This is a genomic window from Streptomyces sp. NPDC002088 (genome assembly GCF_040296605.1).
GTDB lineage: Bacteria > Actinomycetota > Actinomycetes > Streptomycetales > Streptomycetaceae > Streptomyces.
Genome location: NZ_JBEOXO010000001.1, coordinates 608,161 through 625,532, shown reverse-complemented (window position 1 = coordinate 625,532; position 17,372 = coordinate 608,161). Strand labels below are relative to the sequence as shown.

General features: G+C 72.2%; 13 protein-coding genes. 9 read left to right on the top strand and 4 right to left on the bottom strand.

Annotated elements, in window-relative coordinates; all coding sequences use genetic code 11:
* Nucleotides 1-12 precede the first annotated feature (12 nt).
* Both ABT114_RS02905 and ABT114_RS02900 read right to left on the bottom strand, forming a co-directional pair.
* A complete protein-coding gene (locus ABT114_RS02905) occupies nt 13-423 on the bottom strand; it encodes a DUF2267 domain-containing protein (protein ID WP_351137848.1) in 411 nt (136 codons plus the stop codon).
* 68 nt (nt 424-491) lie between these two features.
* Nucleotides 492-992, bottom strand: a complete 501-nt coding sequence (locus ABT114_RS02900) for a metallophosphoesterase family protein (protein ID WP_351137845.1) — start codon at nt 990-992, stop codon at nt 492-494.
* Between the two features lie 128 nt (nt 993-1,120).
* Between ABT114_RS02900 and ABT114_RS02895 the strand changes: the two genes are divergently transcribed.
* The 3 genes from ABT114_RS02895 to ABT114_RS02885 are packed head-to-tail and all read left to right on the top strand — an operon-like array spanning nt 1,121 to nt 3,622.
* Nucleotides 1,121-1,591 (top strand): MarR family winged helix-turn-helix transcriptional regulator, encoded by a 471-nt coding sequence (locus tag ABT114_RS02895; RefSeq protein ID WP_351137843.1) that lies wholly within the window; start codon nt 1,121-1,123, stop codon nt 1,589-1,591.
* Nucleotides 1,588-3,033 (top strand): MFS transporter, encoded by a 1,446-nt coding sequence (locus tag ABT114_RS02890; RefSeq protein WP_502987035.1) that lies wholly within the window; start codon nt 1,588-1,590, stop codon nt 3,031-3,033. Before ABT114_RS02895 ends, ABT114_RS02890 begins: the two co-directional genes overlap by 4 nt.
* 4 nt (nt 3,034-3,037) lie before the next feature.
* Entirely contained in the window at nt 3,038-3,622 is a 585-nt protein-coding gene (locus ABT114_RS02885; protein WP_351137837.1) for a hydrolase, read from the top strand.
* A gap of 190 nt (nt 3,623-3,812) precedes the next feature.
* On the opposite strand, the gene ABT114_RS02880 is transcribed toward ABT114_RS02885, so the two are convergent.
* On the bottom strand, nt 3,813-6,257 hold the full coding sequence (locus ABT114_RS02880) for a SpoIIE family protein phosphatase (protein WP_351137834.1): 2,445 nt from the start codon (nt 6,255-6,257) through the stop codon (nt 3,813-3,815).
* A 294-nt stretch (nt 6,258-6,551) separates the two neighbouring features.
* Here ABT114_RS02880 and ABT114_RS02875 point away from each other — a divergent pair, with 294 nt between their 5' ends.
* Nucleotides 6,552-8,705 (top strand): SpoIIE family protein phosphatase, encoded by a 2,154-nt coding sequence (locus ABT114_RS02875; RefSeq protein ID WP_351138202.1) that lies wholly within the window; start codon nt 6,552-6,554, stop codon nt 8,703-8,705.
* A 107-nt stretch (nt 8,706-8,812) separates the two neighbouring features.
* Here the strand turns inward: ABT114_RS02875 and ABT114_RS02870 are convergent, their stop codons facing one another.
* The gene (locus ABT114_RS02870; protein ID WP_351137831.1) at nt 8,813-10,144 is read right to left on the bottom strand and encodes a S1 family peptidase; all 1,332 of its coding nucleotides are present in this window, start codon (nt 10,142-10,144) and stop codon (nt 8,813-8,815) included.
* A gap of 186 nt (nt 10,145-10,330) precedes the next feature.
* On the opposite strand from ABT114_RS02870, the gene ABT114_RS02865 reads away from it, so the two are divergent.
* The 5 genes from ABT114_RS02865 (at nt 10,331) to ABT114_RS02845 (ending at nt 17,368) form a co-directional block, all read left to right on the top strand.
* Nucleotides 10,331-10,744, top strand: coding sequence for a PaaI family thioesterase (locus tag ABT114_RS02865; protein ID WP_351137828.1), 414 nt, complete (start codon nt 10,331-10,333; stop codon nt 10,742-10,744).
* 475 nt (nt 10,745-11,219) lie between these two features.
* The gene (locus ABT114_RS02860; protein ID WP_351137826.1) at nt 11,220-11,435 is read left to right on the top strand and encodes a type A2 lantipeptide; all 216 of its coding nucleotides are present in this window, start codon (nt 11,220-11,222) and stop codon (nt 11,433-11,435) included.
* A 92-nt stretch (nt 11,436-11,527) separates the two neighbouring features.
* Nucleotides 11,528-12,334 (top strand): HlyD family efflux transporter periplasmic adaptor subunit, encoded by an 807-nt coding sequence (locus ABT114_RS02855; protein WP_351137823.1) that lies wholly within the window; start codon nt 11,528-11,530, stop codon nt 12,332-12,334.
* Complete coding sequence (locus ABT114_RS02850; protein WP_351137821.1) at nt 12,331-14,550, top strand: NHLP family bacteriocin export ABC transporter peptidase/permease/ATPase subunit; 2,220 nt, start codon at nt 12,331-12,333, stop codon at nt 14,548-14,550. The genes ABT114_RS02855 and ABT114_RS02850 overlap by 4 nt, the downstream gene beginning before the upstream one ends.
* Nucleotide 14,551: 1 nt before the next feature.
* Nucleotides 14,552-17,368, top strand: a complete 2,817-nt coding sequence (locus ABT114_RS02845) for an NHLP bacteriocin export ABC transporter permease/ATPase subunit (protein WP_351137819.1) — start codon at nt 14,552-14,554, stop codon at nt 17,366-17,368.
* The last annotated feature ends 4 nt before the right edge of the window (nt 17,369-17,372 follow it).

Here is a 17,372-nt window from a genome sequence, read left to right as displayed (position 1 = left end):
GGGCGCGAGTGCTCAGGCCCGGCCGCTGCTCCCCGCGAAGAGGGTCTTGCCGAGCTCGTGGTCCAGGGACGGACGGATCTTGCGGCCCAGGGCTCCCGCGGTGGCCTCCTCGGCGACCTCGATCACGCACCGGGCCTCGTGGACCGCCTTCGGATACGTCGTGCCGGCCCGCTTCGCGACTCGGGTGAAGAAGGCGTGCTGGTTCATGTGGTGGCCGTTGGCGGGTTCGTCGGGGGCGTGGGCCACCCGGCGCAGATGCTCGCCGATCTCGTGGGGCAACTGGGAGGCCGCCTTGTCGGCCACGGTGGGCGGCACCCGCTCCGCCAGGGTCTCCAGGCTGGCCCGGGTGGCCCGTTCGGCGGCTCCACGGCTGTCCAGCCGGGCCCGGGCCTGCACCTGGCCGATAAATGCGTCGTGCTGCATGACTCGCTCCCAGGGGATGGTCGCGTCGGGCAGGCCGGGTGCCCCGCCGTCGCGGTGCCCAAACGGGGTCAGCGCGGTGGCAGCCGGTGCAGGACCACATCCGTGAGGCGGCCGTCGGCCACGGTGGCGGTCATGTAGGTGCAGTGCGGCTGGCGGCGGCGGTCGGTCGGGGAGCCGGGGTTGAGCAGGCGCAGTCCCGTAGGGGTGGTGGTGTCCCAGGGGATGTGGCTGTGGCCGAAGACCAGGACGTCGAGGTCGGGGAAGCGGGCGGCGCACCGTGCCTCCCGGCCCTGGGCGGGGCCGGTCTCGTGGACGGCGCCGAAGCGCAGGCCGCCGAGTTCGGCGTACGCCACCTCGGGGAGCCGGGCGCGCAGGTCCGGGCCGTCGTTGTTGCCGTACACGCCGATGAGGTCTCGGCAGCGGCTCTCCAGCAGGTCGAGGGTGGCTGTGTCGACCCAGTCCCCGGCGTGGAACACGACGTCGGCGCGCGGGAGTTCCGCGAGGAGCTGCGCGGGCAGCTCCCTGGCGCGCTTGGGGAGGTGGGTGTCGGAGGTCAGGAGCAGGCGCACGGGTGCAGCGTACGGCGACCACTCCTCAGGTGATCTACAGGTAAAGGCGACCACCCCCCAGGTGATCTACAGGTAAAGCTGTTCAGCTCAAACTGGACAGTCTTACCTGACGATTTTAGGGTGGCCGCATGGAGCAGCAACCCGCCGAGGCCCTCGAGCCTCCCGACGGCGTCTCCGAGTCCGCCGCCCGCGCGGCCCGCGATCTGCGGGTCGTGTTCAGTCGGCTGCGCCGGCGGATCAGGGAGGTCGCCGACGACGAGGAGCTCACGCCCTCCCAGGAGTCGGCGCTCACCCTGGTCGGCAAGCACGGAGCCGCCACGGCGAGCGCCCTGGCGTCCGCCGAGGGCGTCCGGCCGCAGTCGATGGCCACCACGCTCGCCGCCCTCGACCGGCACGGTCTGATCCGGCGCAACCCCGACCCCGACGACGGCCGCCGCCAGCTGGTCACGCTGACCGACACGGGCCGCGAGCGCGTCGAGGGCAACCGGCAGGTCCGGGCCGAGTGGCTGGCCCGCGCGTTCGAGGACCGGTTCACGGAGGACGAGCGCCGGACGGTTCTGGCGGCGTTCGCCCTGATGGACCGGCTGACCCAGCCGTGATGCCGAAGCTCACCCGGCGCGGCGCGACGAGAGCTGCCCGCCCCTCCCCCACCGCCTTCAACCGTCGCCTCATCGCGCCGATGGTCCTGGGTTCCGTACTGAACCCGATCAACTCCTCGATGATCGCCGTCGCGCTGGTGCCGATCGGGAGCGCCTTCGGGGCGCCGCCGTCGCGGACGGTGTGGCTCGTGTCGGCGCTCTATCTGGCCACGGCTGTCGGGCAGCCGGTCGTCGGACGGCTGGTCGACATGTTCGGACCCCGCCGCCTCTATCTCCTGGGTACGGCGCTGGTCGGGACCGCCGGTCTCCTCGGCGCCCTCGCGCCGTCGCTGGGCGCGCTGATCGCCGCCCGGGTGCTGCTGGGGTTCGGGACGTCGGCCGCGTATCCGGCGGCCATGCAGCTGACGCGCCGCGAGGCCGAGCGCACCGGGCGGGACAGCCCGGCCGGGGTGCTGACCGCGCTGGCCGTCGCCAACCAGACGGTCGCTGTCGTCGGTCCGGCCCTCGGCGGGTTCCTGATCGGTGTGGGCGGCTGGCGGGCCGTGTTCACCGTCAACGTGCCCCTGTCGGTGGCCTGTCTGGTCCTCGGTGCGCTGCGGCTGCCGCGGACGCAGCGGCCGAGCGGCAACCGGCGCGACGTCGACCTGCCCGGCATGGCCCTGTTCGCCGTCACGCTGGTCGCGCTGATGTTGTTCCTGATGGGCCCGCGGCTCGACCGCTGGTACCTGCCGATGCTCTGCGCCGTCGCCGCCGTCGCCTTCGCGGTACGCGAACTGCGGGTGCCGGAGCCGTTCGTCGACCTACGCGTCCTCGGCGGCAACGTGCCACTGGTCGTCACGTACCTGCGCCAGTCCCTCGGCTACACGACGTCCTACGCCTACCTGTACGGCTTCACCCAGTGGCTGGAGGAGGGCCGCGGCCTGGACGCGTCCACCGCCGGGCTCGTGCTGCTGCCGCTGTCGGCGAGCGCGCTCGCCGTGTCCACCCTGACGGGGCGCCGCGAGGCCGTACGGAGCAAGCTGGTCGTGGGCTCGCTCGTGCAGATCACCGGGTGTGTGACGCTGCTCCTGGTGGGCGCCGGCAGCGCAGTGTGGGTCCTGCTCGTGGCGGGCGCCGTGATGGGCATACCGCAGGGCCTGATCGGACTCGCCAACCAGACCGCCCTGTACCGGCAGGCCGAGCCCGCGCGGATCGCCTCCGCCGCCGGACTGCTGCGCACCTTCATGTACCTCGGCGCGCTGGGCGCATCCGCCGCCGACGCGGGCTTCTTCGCCCACCGCGCCGACACCGCCGGACTGCACGACCTGGCCCTCTTCATGCTCGCCGGGTCCGTACTGCTGCTGGTGACCACCCTGGCCGACCGCTCTTTGAGCACACTCACCCCCCGAAGAACCGAAATCACCGAAAACACCCGAAATACCCGAAACACTCGAAAGGCCTGACCCCGTGGCACTCACCGCCCTCGACCCGCGCACCGCCCTCGTCGTCATCGACCTCCAGGCCGGCATCGCCGGCGCGCCCACCCAGCCGTACTCCGGCGCCGACGTCGTCGCCCGCAGCGTGGAGCTCGCCGACGCGTTCCGCGCCCACGGCCTGCCCGTCGTCCTGGTCCGGGTGTCCTTCGCCGCCGACGGCGCGGACGCCGCCCCGGGCCGCACCGAGGCCGCGCACCCCGGCGGCGCCCGGCCGGAGGGCTGGGACGTCATCGTCCCCGAACTGGCCGGACACCCCGGCGACATCACCGTCACCAAGCACAACTGGGGCGCCTTCCACGGCACCGACCTCGACGTCCAGCTGCGCCGTCGCGGGGTCACCCAGATCGTGCTGACGGGCATCGCCACCAGCATCGGCGTCGAGTCCACCGCCCGTGCCGCGCACGAGCACGGCTACCACGTCAGCCTGGTCACCGACGCGATGAGCGACATGAACGCCGAGGCCCACCGCGGCAGCATCGAGCGGATCTTCCCGCGGCTCGGCGAGACGGGCACGACGGCTGAGGTCCTCGAACTCCTGGCCAAGACGCACGGCTGACGCACCGGGTGAACGGCGCGAGCGGCGGGGCCGGCATCCGATCACGCCCACCTCGCCGCCGCGAGTCGGTTCACCAACGCCGAGGAGACGTACGTGGTCGTCGACCGCAACGTGGTCACGGGCCGGCATCCGGCGTCCTCCGGGCCGGTCGCCGAGGAGTTGTTGAGGAAGCCGGCCTGAGCGCCGCTGTTCAGTCCGCCAGTCCGATCTCGCTCCACACCTGCTTGCCCCCGCTGACGGGCACCGTCCCCCAGGCGTCCGACACGGCCTCGACGAGCAGGATGCCGCGGCCGCCCGTGGCCTCCCAGCCGATGCTGGTGGGCTTCGCGGGCGTACGGGGTGACACGTCGAAGACGGCGACGCGCAGGCGATGGTTGACGAGGGTGAGGTCGAGGCGGACCTGACCGTCGGTGTGGACGAGGGCGTTGGTGACGAGCTCGGAGACGACGAGCTGGACGGTGTCCAGGTTGCCCTCGGGGACACCCCAGGCGCGCATGGTGCGCCGCGTGAAGCGGCGGGCGTGGCGGACCGCCTCGGGGACGCGCCACACCGTCCAGCCCTCACGCAGCGGACGTACGGCCATGCCGTCGTAGCGCATGAGGAGCAGGGCGACGTCGTCAATGCGGCGGGCGTTGCCGAGCAGGGCGTCGGCCACGAGGCCGAGGTGGGCGGGGTCGGAGACGGAAAGTTCGTGGGCGAAGCGGTCCATGCCGGTGTCGATGTCCGACTCGGGGGACTCGACCAGGCCGTCCGTGGTGAGGGCGAGCAGCGTGCCGGGCTGCAGCCGCAGCGGGGTCATCGGGAAGTCGGCCTGGGCCACCACACCGAGCGGCGGGCCGCCGTCCGCCTCCGCGATCTCCGTACGGCCGTCCGGGTGACGCAGCACCGGCGGCAGGTGTCCGGCGCGCACGCACCAGGCGGAACCCTCCTCCATGTCGACGTCGACGTAGCAGCAGGTCGCGAAGAGGTCCGTCTCCATCTCCATCAGGAGGCGGTTGGCGTGCGAGACCACCACGTCCGGGGTGTGCCCCTCGGCGGCGTACGCACGCAGGGCCGTGCGCATCTGGCCCATCAGGGTGGCGGCGCTCGCGTTGTGGCCCTGGACGTCGCCGATGACGAGGGCGACATGGTTGTCGGGCAGCGGGATCACGTCGTACCAGTCGCCGCCGAGCTCCAGTCCGGCGGTGGTGGGCAGATAGCGGGCGACGGCGATGGCGCCGGGCAGTTTCGGCAGACGGCGCGGCAGCAGCTGGCGCTGGAGCATGCCGACCAGTTCGTGCTCGGCGTCGAAGGCGTGGGCGCGCACCAGGGCCTGGCCGGCCAGGCCGGCGGAGGCGGTGAGCAGGGCGCGTTCGTCGGGGCCGAACTCGTGCGGGTCGTCCCAGCCGATCAGGCAGGCGCCGGCCATCCGGCCCCCGGCGGGCAGCGGCAGGACGGCCAGGCCGCCGGGGCCGACCTCGGCGAGGGCGGGTTCCAGAGCGGTGCCGGTGGGCCCGATCCGGGCGCGGCCCTCGCGCAGCGCGGCGGCGAGGGTGGGCATGGCGCGCAGGGGCGCGTCGGGCCACTCGGTGCGCCACTCCAAGCGCCACAACTCGGGCCAGGCCTCCTGTTCGGGCGGGTCCAGGACGGTGACGACGAGCCGGTCGCCCTCCAGTTCGGCGAGCGCGATCCGGTCGGCCCGCAGCGGCTTGCGCAGGGCGGTGACCACGGCCTGGCTGACGTCGCGGACGGTGCCGGCGGTGGCCAGCGCGGCGGCCAGGCGCTGGACGCGGATCACGTCGGTGACGTCGGGGCGCAGCGTGGAGGCGTCCTCGACGGTGCCCGCCAGCCGCATCGGATGGCCCTCGCCGCCGGGCAGCAGGCGGCCGCGCAGCCGGAGCCACTTCGGCGGGCCGGCGGGCTGCAGGATCCGGAACTCCAGCTCGCGGTCGCCGATGGACATGTGGTCGGCCTCCACCACGGACATCAGCGAGGGCAGGTCCTCCGGGACGGTGCGGCCCAGCAGGGTCTCGACCTTGCCGTCGAACTCCGCCCGGGTCAGCCCGAACACCTCCAGGATCCCGTCGCCGACCTCCACACGGCCGGTGTCCATGGCGAGGCTGAACGCGTCGGACGGCAGCTCTCCGCCCTCGGCAGCCCCGGGCGGCGCGGGGCCGGCGACGGCCTCGGCGATCAGTGCGAGGCATGCGCGGTCCTCGGTGTCGAAGCCGCGGGGGCCCTGACTCACGGCCAGCAGGCAGCCGCCGCCGTCCCCGGGCACGGGCAGAGCCCCCACGAAGAAGTCCGGGGACGGCGTCCGCCTCGACTCGGGGTACCCGGCGAGCTCCTCGGGGCCGAGCCACACCGGCCGCCCGGTGCGGTGGGCGTCGGCCGCAGGGGAACGACCGGAGACGGGGTAGCTGTCGCGCAGCCCGTACAGCGTCCGCGGCACACCGGCCGACTCCACCAGGCAGAGCAGCTCGCCGCCGTCGCCCGGCGTGTAGACGGCGGCCAGCGCCGCTCCCGCAAAGACGAGCGCCTGTTCGAGTGCGCGGTGCGCCCGCTCGGGTGAGTCGAGATCGGTCGTGATCGATTTGAGGGCATCTTCGGCACGCAGCGTTCTCGTTCTGCGTCCCGCAGCGCCCTCACTGACCACGTCCGTAATTACAGCGCTTATGGGGTCGCTGCGCAGCCCCTGTGACCGTTCTGCGCAGGCCGCGGCCGGCGCACGCTCGAAAGGCGCCGAACACGTATTTACGCATGCGTTCCGCTTTACGCATGCGTTCCGCACAGTGATCTCATGACAGCCGCGGCTGTCCGGGCCGTCGCCCGCTGGAGTCTCGTGTCGCGGCTGCCCGGGCGTGGGGGCGTGGCCGGGCGCCGTTCGCCGTGCGCGTCCGGCCGCCAGGAGAGAGATTTGATCCGGGACCCCGCGCGGCCGTGCGAGGAGGTGGTCGGCGTGCCCGACGGGCAGACATCCGAGCAGGCGCCGTCGGCCCCCAGGGCGCCGGTCGGCCGTCCGATGCTGTCGCTCGCGCTGACCGCGATGATGGAGGCCGTCCACGCGCACTCCGGCGGGGTGTACCTGCGCGCGCCCGACGAGCCGGTGCTGGAGATGGCGGTGATGGCGGGCCTGCCGCGGGCGTTCGCCGCACCGTGGGAGCGGGTCGGACTGAGCGCGCCGATCCCGGTCGCCGAGGCGGTGCGCCGGCGGCGGCTGATCTGGGTCGGCGGCGAGGAGGACATGGCGCGCCACTATCCGCGGATCGCCGTGGTCCTGCCCTACCCCTTCGCCCTGGCCGCGATGCCGGTGGCGACCGCGACGACCGTGTACGGCGCGGTGTTCGTGACCTGGCCCGGTTCGCATCCCCCGGAGCTGTCCGACCGGGAGCGGAACCACCTGACCACGGCCTGCGACCGGCTCGCACTGCGGCTGGAACGCGCCGCCGGGCAGGACCGCCCGCTGGGCTCGGAGCCCGATCTGCTGGCCGCGCCGCCCGCGGGAGGCGTGACCGGCACGCTGGGCACGGTCGAGGCGGCGCGCATGGTGGCGCGGCTGCCGTACGGGCTGTGCTCGCTCGATCTGAACGGGCGGATCAGCTTCGCCAACGCGGCGGCGGCCGAGCTCCTCGGCACCCCGGTCGACTCGCTGCTCGGCACCCATCTGTGGGCGACGGTCATCTGGCTCAACGACCCCGTGTACGAGGACCGCTACCGGGCCGCGCTGATCAGCCAGCACGTCACCTCGTTCGTGGCGCTGCGCCCGCCCGGGACCTGGCTGTCGTTCCGCCTGTATCCGAGTACGACCGGGCTGAGCGTGCGCATCAGCAAGGCGCGGGCGGTGGCGGACATGAGCCGGTCCGGGCCGCAGCCGGGGGACGCGGCGTCACGTCTGGTCACCATCTCGCAGGTGCTGACCCTGGCCGGCGCGCTCACCGAGGCAGTGGGCGTCCAGGACGTGGTGCAACTGGTCGCGGACGAGATCGCCCCGGCCGTCGGCAGCCAGGCCCTGGTGCTGCTCGGCTCGCGGGCGGGCCGTCTGCACGTGCTGGGGCATCGTGGGTATCCGGACCCGCACATCGTGGAGCGCTTCGACGGCATCCCGCTGACCGCGCCGACGCCGGGCGCGCACGCCCTGCGCAGCGGGGTGCCCGCGTTCTTCGACTCCGGGGAGCAGCTCGAGCGCCTGTATCCGGTCCGGCACTCCACGCCCGACGGCTTCGCGGCCTGGGCCTATCTGCCGCTGATCGCCTCCGGGCGGCCGGTGGGCACCTGTGTGCTCGCCTACGCAGAGCCGCATCCCTTCCCCACGGACGAACGGGCGGTGCTGACGAGTCTGGGCGGGCTGATCGCGCAGGCCCTGGAGCGAGCGCTGCTGTACGACGCCAAGCAGCAGCTCGCCCACGGGCTGCAGGAGGCCCTGCTGCCGCACTCGCTGCCGTCGCTGCCCGGCATCGTGGCGGCCGCGCGCTATCTGCCGGCCACCCGCGGCATGGAGATCGGCGGCGACTTCTACGACCTGGTGCCTTCGCAGCCGCTGGCGGCGGCGGTGATCGGGGACGTCCAGGGCCACAACGTGACCGCGGCCGGGCTGATGGGGCAGATCCGTACCGCCGTACGGGCGTACACGACCGTCGGCCAGTCGCCGGGGGAGCTCATGGGCAGCACCAACCGGCTGCTGATCGACCTCGGCGCCGACCTGTTCGCCAGCTGTCTGTACCTGCGGCTCGATCCGGGGCGGGGTCGCGCCGTGATGGCCCGGGCGGGGCATCCGCCGCCGCTGCTGCGCCGGCCGGACGGGCGCGTGCGGGTCCTGGACCTGGCCGGCGGTCCGCTCCTCGGTATCGACGCCTCGGCCAGGTACCCGACGACGGAGGTCGATTTCACCCCCGGCTGTGTGCTCGTCCTCTACACCGACGGCCTGATCGAGTCGCCCGGCGTCGACATCGAGGACGCCCTGGCCGACCTCGGCGAACGCCTCGCGCTGACCGGCGACCAGCCCCTCGACGAGCTGGCCGACGACCTCGTGCGGCACTACGCGGCCGCGGAGGAACGGATCGACGACGTGGCGCTGCTGCTGTTGCGGGCGACCGGGGACGGCTGACGGGGAACCGAGGACGGGGGCTGCGCGGGGCGAAGACGGACGGTCCGGCCCTCCCGCCGGAGGGCCGGACCGTGCCACCGTCGGCAGGAACCGCTGGTCTGTGCCGATCAGTGGGTCTCGGTCAGCCCGGAGTTGTCCTCGGTGCCCGTGCCCGACTGGTTCTCGGCCGCGCCGGACGGATCGGCCGTCCCTGACTGATCACCGGCACCCGACTGGTCGTCAGCACCCGACTGGTCGCCGCCGACCGCATCGCCACCGGCACCGGCCTCCTCGCCGCCCGCCTGGTCGCCGCCGGCCTGGTCGCCCGCTCCGGCGCCCGCGTCGCCGAGGGTGGCGCCGGTCGCCGTCAACGCGGTGGTGACCGGCTGGAAGAAGGTCTCGCCGCCGGCGGTGCAGTCACCGCTGCCGCCCGAGGTCAGGCCGACCGCGCTGCCGTCCTGGGTGAACAGCGAGCCACCGCTGTCACCGGGTTCGGCGCACACGTTCGTCTGGATGAGTCCGGTGACCGTGCCCTCCGGGTAGTTCACCGTGGCGTCGAGGCCGAGGACCTGGCCGTCGTTCAGGCCGGTGGTGCTGCCCATCCGGAACACCTGCGCGCCGACCGTGGCCTCCGCGGCCTGGAGGATCTGGACGGTCTGGCCGCCGCCGATGTTGACGTCGCTCGGGGCCTGGGTGTTCGGGTCGTCGTACTTGACGAGGGAGAAGTCGCCGTCGCCGGGGAAGACCGCCTGGTCGACGGTGGCGATCGGCTGGCCTGTCTCGGAGTCTGACCACTGGTCGGCCGCGACTCCGCAGTGACCGGCCGTCAGGAAGGCGGGCGAGCCGTCGCTCGCGGTGACGTTGAAGCCGAGGGAGCAGCGCGCGCCGCCGCCGAAGATGGCGTCGCCGCCCGACACGAACGTCTTGAAGGTGCCGGCGGACTTCTTGATGGTGGCCATGCCCGAGCCGAGGCTCTGCACGGTCGACTCCAGCTGGTCCCACTTGCTGCCGGTGACCGTGGTGTCGGCGGTGACCAGGATCTTGTTCGTTCTGGGGTCGACGGCCCACGCGGTGCCCGGGATGGTGGCCTCGGTCTTCAGCGTCTGCGCGGCGGTCTTCAGCTCGGCCGTGCTGTTGTCGACCTCGCGGACCTTCGCGCCGGCCTTCTTGACCTGGACGACCACGTTGTTCTTGTCGCCGGAGACGTTGACGACATTGACGACGAGCTGCCGGCTGTCGGCGTCGTAGTACGAGCCGGCGAAGGCATCTCCGAGCAGGTTCTGGAGCTGCGAGGCGAGGTCCGAGGCGTCCGCCGCCTTCAGGGTCTTCGGGGCAGCCGCGTCCGACGCGCCGTCCTGGGAGGCGTTGGCGTGCGGAAGCAGCAGGGCCGCCGCTCCGAGTGCCGCCACGCTGCCCGCCGCTATCGCGGCCTTGCGCTTCGGAATTCGCTTGTGACTCAAACTTCTCGACCTCCTGGGGGACGGGGTCTGCGCTGCCGGTCGGCAGCTCGTACAGCGGCGCCTGGATGGCTGTAGGTACGGGCGGGGCAGGCGGGGCGTTCAATTCCGTTTCCCAACTTCCTTTGTGCGGCGCCGAATCGGCCATGCCACGGGCCGGGCGGCCGCGCGGCGGGAACAATCCCCCATATGACGATGACCACCGCCGAAGCAGACAAGATCCTCTCCGCCAACTTCGCCCCTTGGGTCCTGGCCCTGGGCCTGACCGTCGAGACCCTGGGGGACGACCGCGCGACCTTGCGCCTTCCCTGGTCGGCGGGGCTGGCCAGGGAAGGCGGGGGCCTTTCGGGGCAGGCGCTGATGGCCGCGGCCGACACCGCCACGGTCATCGCCGTCTCGGCGGCCCGGGGTGCCTTCGGGCCCATGACGACCGTCCAGCAGTCCACGTCGTTCCAGCGCGCGGTGACGGATTCGGATGTCCTGATCGAAGCGGTGCTGACCAAGCTGGGCCGCCGGATGGCGTTCGCCGACATCACGATGACCGCCGAGCGTTCAGGCGAACTGGCGGCACGCGCCAGCACCGTGTACGCGCTTCTGGGCTGACAGGGTTTCACATCCCGATCCGACACGATCAGCGATCGGCCCATCACGATCTGTTCCGATCACGGGGCGGAATCCCGGCTTCAGCGAATCTGCACATCCAATGCTCAACCAAGTCACCGGAAGCGGGGAATCTGCACAAGTCGACGACGGCGCCGATGCCTTTGGGGCGGGAGTGTCGGATTCGGCCACGCGGCGACAAGAGGCGGTGTGCGCCGATGCCGCGCGGCTTGTGAAGAAGTCGCCAGCAAGCCGTGCGCGCACCTGCACGGTTGGCCGTCCATGAGCCGCAATTGCGCAGGTGGGACAGGTGGTTGATTGGAACCGCAGACCGCAAACCTGCTTTGATCCATCGCACCGCGGGAGCCGCGAGGGCTCTCCGAAAGGGGCGTCCGGCGCCTGCGGTGGCGGCCGTCCATCTGTCCCCAGAGGGGGCCGCTCCCCCCTTGTGAATATCCATATGAAGGGAAGTTCCATCATGAACTCCACCCCCCAGGTTGAGACCGTCGAGATCTCCGACGCCGAGCTCGACAACGTCTCCGGCGGTCTCTCCCTGAACGCCGTCGGCACCGTCACCGGCCTGGTGGACGGCATTGCCCCGGTCTCCGGCCTGGTCAACACGGTCGTCGGCACCGTCGAGGGTGTCACCGGCCTGAACACCGCCCCGGTCACGGGCCTGGTTGCCGGTCTCTGATCGCACCTTTTGTTCCGTTGAGTCCCGGAGCCGCAACCCGGCTCCGGGACTCTCGGATGCCGTGAAACTCTCCGACAGGTGAGGGAAGTCCCTTGCAGTTCCGCCAACAGGCCCTCGCCAAGCTCCAGTCGCCGGAGGAGCTCGATCTCCCGGTGCGCTTCGCCCGCCCCCAGGGCTGGCTCGTCCTGTCGGTGACGGTGCTCGCGCTGGCGGGCGCCTCTGTGTGGGCGGTGACGGGCTCCGTGGCCTCGACGGTCAGCGCGCCCGCGATCCTCACGCACGGCGAGGGCAGCTACATCCTGCAGAGCCCCGCCGCAGGCCAGGTCACCGCGATCCTCGCCAAGGAGGGCGAGCGGCTGCCCGCCGACTCCCCCGTCCTGAAGGTCCGTACGAGCGAGGGCGACACCGTGGTCCGCACGGTCGCCGCCGGCCGGATCACCGCGCTCGCCGCCACCATCGGCCAGATCATCCAGACCGGCGCGAACGTCGCCGCCGTGGAGAAGGTCGCGCACGCCGGCGACCCGCTGTACGCGACGGTGTACGTTCCGGCCGAGAATGTCACCTCCATCCCGGCGAACGCGCCCGTGGACCTCACCGTCCAGACCGTGTCGACGCAGGAGTACGGCGTGCTGCGCGGGCATGTGAAGTCGGTCGACCGGTCCGCGCAGTCGGCGCAGCAGATCGCCGCGTTCCTCGGCGACAGCCAGCTGGGCGAGCAGTTCACCAAGAAGGGCCGGCCGGTCGCCGTCACCGTCCGCCTCGACAAGTCGTCCGCGACGAAGAGCGGTCTGAAGTGGTCCTCGGCGGACGGACCGCCGTACGCCCTCACCTCCATGACCATGGCCACCGGCTCGATCCGGCTGGCCGACCAGCGTCCCGTCGATTGGCTGCTCCCGTGACCACCGCCCAGGACACCCGAGGCAGACGCCGCGCCGCGCCGCCCGCGCGCAAGGTCCCCAAGGCGACCGCGAAGACCGTCCGCACTCCGACCGTCCTGCAGATGGAGGCCGTCGAGTGCGGCGCCGCCTCCCTCGCGATGGTCCTCGGCCACTACGGCCGGCACATCCCGCTGGAGGAGCTGCGCATCGCCTGCGGCGTCTCCCGCGACGGCTCACGCGCCAGCAACCTGCTGAAGGCGGCCCGCAGTTACGGCCTGACGGCCAAGGGCATGCAGATGGACCTGGCCGCCCTCGCCGAGGTGAAGTCCCCGGCGATCCTCTTCTGGGAGTTCAACCACTACGTCGTCTACGACGGCATGGGGCGCCGCTTCGGCCGACGCGGGGTGTTCATCAACGACCCCGGCAAGGGCCGCCGTTTCGTGCCGATGGAGGACTTCGACGGCAGCTTCACCGGTGTCGTGCTGGTGCTGGAGCCGGGCGACGGCTTCGAGCGGGGCGGGCGCCGGCCGGGCGTGTGGGGCGCGATGCCGGCCCGGCTGCGCGGCACCGCGGGCACGATGCCCGCGGCCGTCCTGGCGAGCCTGCTGCTGGTGCTGGTCGGCGCGGCCGTGCCCGCGCTCAGCCGCACCTACATCGACATGTTCCTGATCGGCGGGCAGACCTCGCTGCTGGGCGTGCTGTTCACGTCCATGGGCGCGTGCGTGCTGCTCACCGTCGTCCTGACCTGGCTGCAGCAGGCGAACCTGCACCACGGACGCATCATCTCCTCGACGCTCTCCAGCGCCCGTTTCCTGCGCCATCTGCTGCGGCTGCCGGTGACGTTCTTCTCCCAGCGCAGCCCCGCCGACCTCGTCCAGCGCCTCCAGTCGAACGACGCGGTGGCCGAGACCCTGGCCCGCGACCTCGCGGCGGCGGGCGTGGACGCGGTGGTCGTGGTGCTCTACGCCGTGCTGCTGTACACCTACGACCCGCAGCTGACGTTCGTCGGCATCGGCGTGGCGCTGCTCAACGTCGTCGCCATGCGTGTGGTGATCCGGCTGCGCGCGACCCGTACGGCGAAGCTGCGCGCCGACAACGCCCGGCTCACCAACACGGCGTACACGGGCCTGCAGTTGATCGAGACGATGAAGGCGACCGGCGGCGAGGACGGCTACTTCCGCAAGTGGGCCGGCCAGCACGCCACCACACTGGAGGAGCAGCAGCGGCTCGGCGTGCCGAGCGCCTGGCTGGGCGTGGTCGCGCCGACGCTCGCGACGCTGAACAGCGCGCTGATCCTGTGGATCGGCGGCATGCGGGCGATCGAAGGCCATATCTCGGTGGGCCTGCTGGTCGCCTTCCAGGCGCTGGTCGCCCGCTTCACCGCCCCGCTGACCCGGCTCAACGGCGTCGCCGGCCGCATCCAGGACTTCGCGGCCGACGTGGCCCGCCTGAAAGACGTGGAGAACTTCCAGGCGGACCCGCTCTATGACCGTCGGGCCAGTGACTCGACGCGCCGGCTGCACGGCCATGTCGAGCTGGAGAACATCACGTTCGGCTACAGCCCGCTGGACAAGCCGCTGCTGTCCGGTTTCGACCTGACTGTCGGACCGGGCCGCCAGGTGGCGCTGGTCGGCGGTTCGGGCAGCGGCAAGTCCACGGTGTCGAGGCTGATCTCGGGCCTGTACGCGCCGTGGGAGGGCGTGATCCGCATCGACGGGCAGCGCCTGGAGGACATTCCGCGCGGCGCGCTGGCCGCCTCCGTCTCCTTCGTCGACCAGGATGTGTTCCTCTTCGAGGGCACGGTCCGCGACAACGTGGCGCTGTGGGACCCGTCGGTCCCGGACGACGCCGTGGTGGAGGCGCTGCGGGACGCGGCACTGTACGACGTCGTCATGCGCCGCCCCGGCGGCATCCACAGCAGGGTCGAGCAGGACGGCCGCAACTTCTCCGGCGGACAGCGCCAGCGCCTGGAGATCGCCCGGGCTCTGGTGCGCAGACCCAGCATCCTCGTCCTCGACGAGGTGACGAGCGCGCTGGACGCGGAGACCGAGCTGACCGTGATGGACAATCTGCGCCGGCGCGGCTGCGCCTGTGTGGTGATCGCGCACCGGCTGAGCACCGTGCGCGACAGCGACGAGATCGTCGTACTCCAGCACGGCACGATCGTGGAACGCGGGCGGCACGAGGAGCTGGTGGCGCACGGCGGCGCGTACGCCGCGCTGGTCAGGGAGCGATGAGATGACGTCTGTTCAGGAAGGCGACCTCGTCCTCGGCGCGCTCGGTTCGCTGGGCACGCCGATCGACTGCGCGGGCTTCGCCCGGCTCGACCTCGAGGGCCCGCAGGTGCTGTGGCTGGTCGCGGCGGGCGCCCTGGACCTGTTCGCGGTGGACGCGGCACAGCAGGGCCACTGGCACCACCTCGGCCGGCTGGAGGCGGGCTCACTGCTGCTCGGTCCCGTCGCCGGACCGCAGCACACCCTGGTCGCCCGCCCGGTCAGGGACTGCGTGGTGCACCGCATCGGGCTGCGCGAGCTGTACCAGCCCGCGGACACCCAGACCTGGTCGTACGACGAGTACGGCAACCCCCAGTACGTACCGCCGACCACCAGCCCGCTGGAGTACGCCCTCGCGCTCGGCGTCGGCCGCGGCCTGTCCATCCTCTTCCAGGCGCCGATGGCCACCGAACGGGCCGCCGAGGTGACCGACGACGACGTCTTCTGGATGCAGGTGCCGCCCGGCAGCGTCCAGTACGGCTCGCTGTACGGCGCGGAGGCGGCCGCCGACCTGCTGATGGACCCGGCGGTCTGGCAGGGCATGGTCGACCAGCAGTACCGGCTGCTGGCCACCCTGGACCGCTGGATCGAGCAGCTGGAACGCACCCACGAGACCCGTACGGCCGCCGGCATCAAGGCCGGTGAGGCGGTACGCGCCCAGGCCGACCGGACGCTGCTGGCGTCGATCGGCAAGTCGTCCGCGAAGCGCACGACGTCCGCCGACGCGGACGCCACGTACGCCGCGTGCAAGCTGGTCGCCCAGGCAGCCGGGATCACCCTGGCGGCGGCCGCGCAGAGCGGCACCGGCAGCGACCGGCTCGACCCGGTCGAACAGGTCGCCCTCGCCTCCCGCGTGCGCACCCGGGCCGTACGGCTGTACGGGACCTGGTGGCGCGACAACGTCGGCCCGCTCGTGGGCCACCGGGCACTGTCCGGTACGCCGGTCGCGCTGCTGTGGCGGCGCGGCGGATACGTGGCCGTACACCCGGCGACCGGCCGGGAGACGCCCATCGAGAAGGCCAACGCGGAGGAGTTCGAGCCGCGCGCGGTGATGTTCTACCGTCCGCTGCCGGAACGGGGGCTCAGCCCGCTGCGGCTGCTGCGGTTCAGCATGCGCGGCACCGGCGGGGACCTCACCGGCCTGCTGCTCAGCGGCCTGGTCACGGTCGCGATCGGCGCGCTGGTGCCGGTGGCCACCGGCAAGGTGCTCGGCGAGTACGTGCCGAAGGCCCAGCAGGGGCTGATCGTGCAGGTCTGTCTGGCGGTGATGGTCGCGAGCGTGGTGGCGGCGGCCTTCACCCTGCTGCAGAACCTCACCATCCTGCGCCTGGAGGGCCGGATCGAGGCGACCCTCCAGCCGGCCGTCTGGGACCGGCTGCTGCGCCTGCCGACGAAGTTCTTCACCGAGCGCTCCACCGGTGAGCTGGCGAGCGCGGCCATGGGCATCAGCGCGATCCGCAGGCTGCTCGCCGGAGTCGGCCCCTCGGTCGCCCAGGCGGTCACCGTCGGCGCGATGAACCTGGGCCTGCTGCTGTGGTACAGCGTCCCGATGGCGCTGGCCGCGGTCGGCATGCTGGTCGTGATCGCCGCGGTGTTCCTGGGGCTCGGGCTGTGGCAGGTGCGCTGGCAGCGGCGTCTGGTGGTGCTGAGCAACAAGCTGAACAACCAGGCGTTCCAGACGCTGCGTGGTCTGCCCAAGCTGCGCGTGGCTGCGGCCGAGAACTACGCCTACGCGGCGTGGGCCTCCGAGTTCGCGCGCAGCCGTGAGCTCCAGCAGCGGCTCGGGCGGATCAAGAACCTCAACGCGGTGCTGGGCGCGGTTTATCTGCCGGTGTGTTCCCTGCTGATGTTCATGCTGCTGGCCGGTCCGGCGCGCGGTTCGCTGTCGGCCGCCGAGTTCCTCACGTTCAACACGTCGGTGACCATGCTGCTCACCTCGGTCACCCAGCTGACCGGCGCCTTCGTCTCGGCGGTGGCCGCGCTGCCGCTGTTCGAGGAGATCAAGCCGGTGCTGGACGCGACGCCCGAGGTGCGCACGGCGAGCACCCGGCCGGGCCCGCTGTCCGGCGCGATCGAGGCCCGGCGGCTGTCCTTCCGCTACTCCGACGACGGCCCGCTCGTCCTCGACGACGTGTCCTTCGAGGTACGGCCGGGCGAGTTCGTGGCGGTCGTCGGCCCCAGCGGCTGCGGCAAGTCGACACTGCTGCGGCTGCTCATCGGCTTCGACCGGCCGGTCTCGGGCAGTGTCCTGTACGACGGCCAGGACCTGGCCGCCCTCGACCAGTCGGCGGTACGCCGGCAGTGCGGCGTCGTGCTCCAGCACGCTCAGCCGTTCACCGGCTCCATCCTGGACGTCATCTGCGGCACCGAGCCGTACACGCCGGAGGAGGCGATGGCGGCGGCCGAGATGGCGGGACTCGCAGAGGACATCAAGCGGATGCCGATGGGCCTGCACACGATCGTCGCGGGCAGCGGCGCGGTCTCCGGCGGCCAGCGCCAGCGCTTGATGATCGCCCAGGCGCTGATCCGCCGGCCGCGCATCCTGTTCTTCGACGAGGCGACCAGCGCCCTCGACAACGAGACACAGCGCATGGTCATCGAGAGCACCAAGGCCCTCAACGCCACCCGTATCGTCATCGCGCACCGTCTGTCGACGGTGCTGGACGCCGACCGCGTGATCGTGATGGAGAACGGCAAGGTCGCCCAGCAGGGCCCGCCGGCCCAGCTGCTCGCGGACACGGGCGGGCGGCTGCACGAGCTGGTACGGCGGCAGCTGACGTGACGAC

Coding starts and splice junctions, on each gene's coding strand:
- ABT114_RS02905 (WP_351137848.1), bottom strand. CDS start 423: ATGCAGCACGACGCATTTATCGGCCAGGTGCAGGCCCGGGCCCGGCTG.
- ABT114_RS02895 (WP_351137843.1), top strand. CDS start 1,121: ATGGAGCAGCAACCCGCCGAGGCCCTCGAGCCTCCCGACGGCGTCTCC.
- ABT114_RS02865 (WP_351137828.1), top strand. CDS start 10,331: ATGACGATGACCACCGCCGAAGCAGACAAGATCCTCTCCGCCAACTTC.
- ABT114_RS02860 (WP_351137826.1), top strand. CDS start 11,220: ATGAACTCCACCCCCCAGGTTGAGACCGTCGAGATCTCCGACGCCGAG.
- ABT114_RS02845 (WP_351137819.1), top strand. CDS start 14,552: ATGACGTCTGTTCAGGAAGGCGACCTCGTCCTCGGCGCGCTCGGTTCG.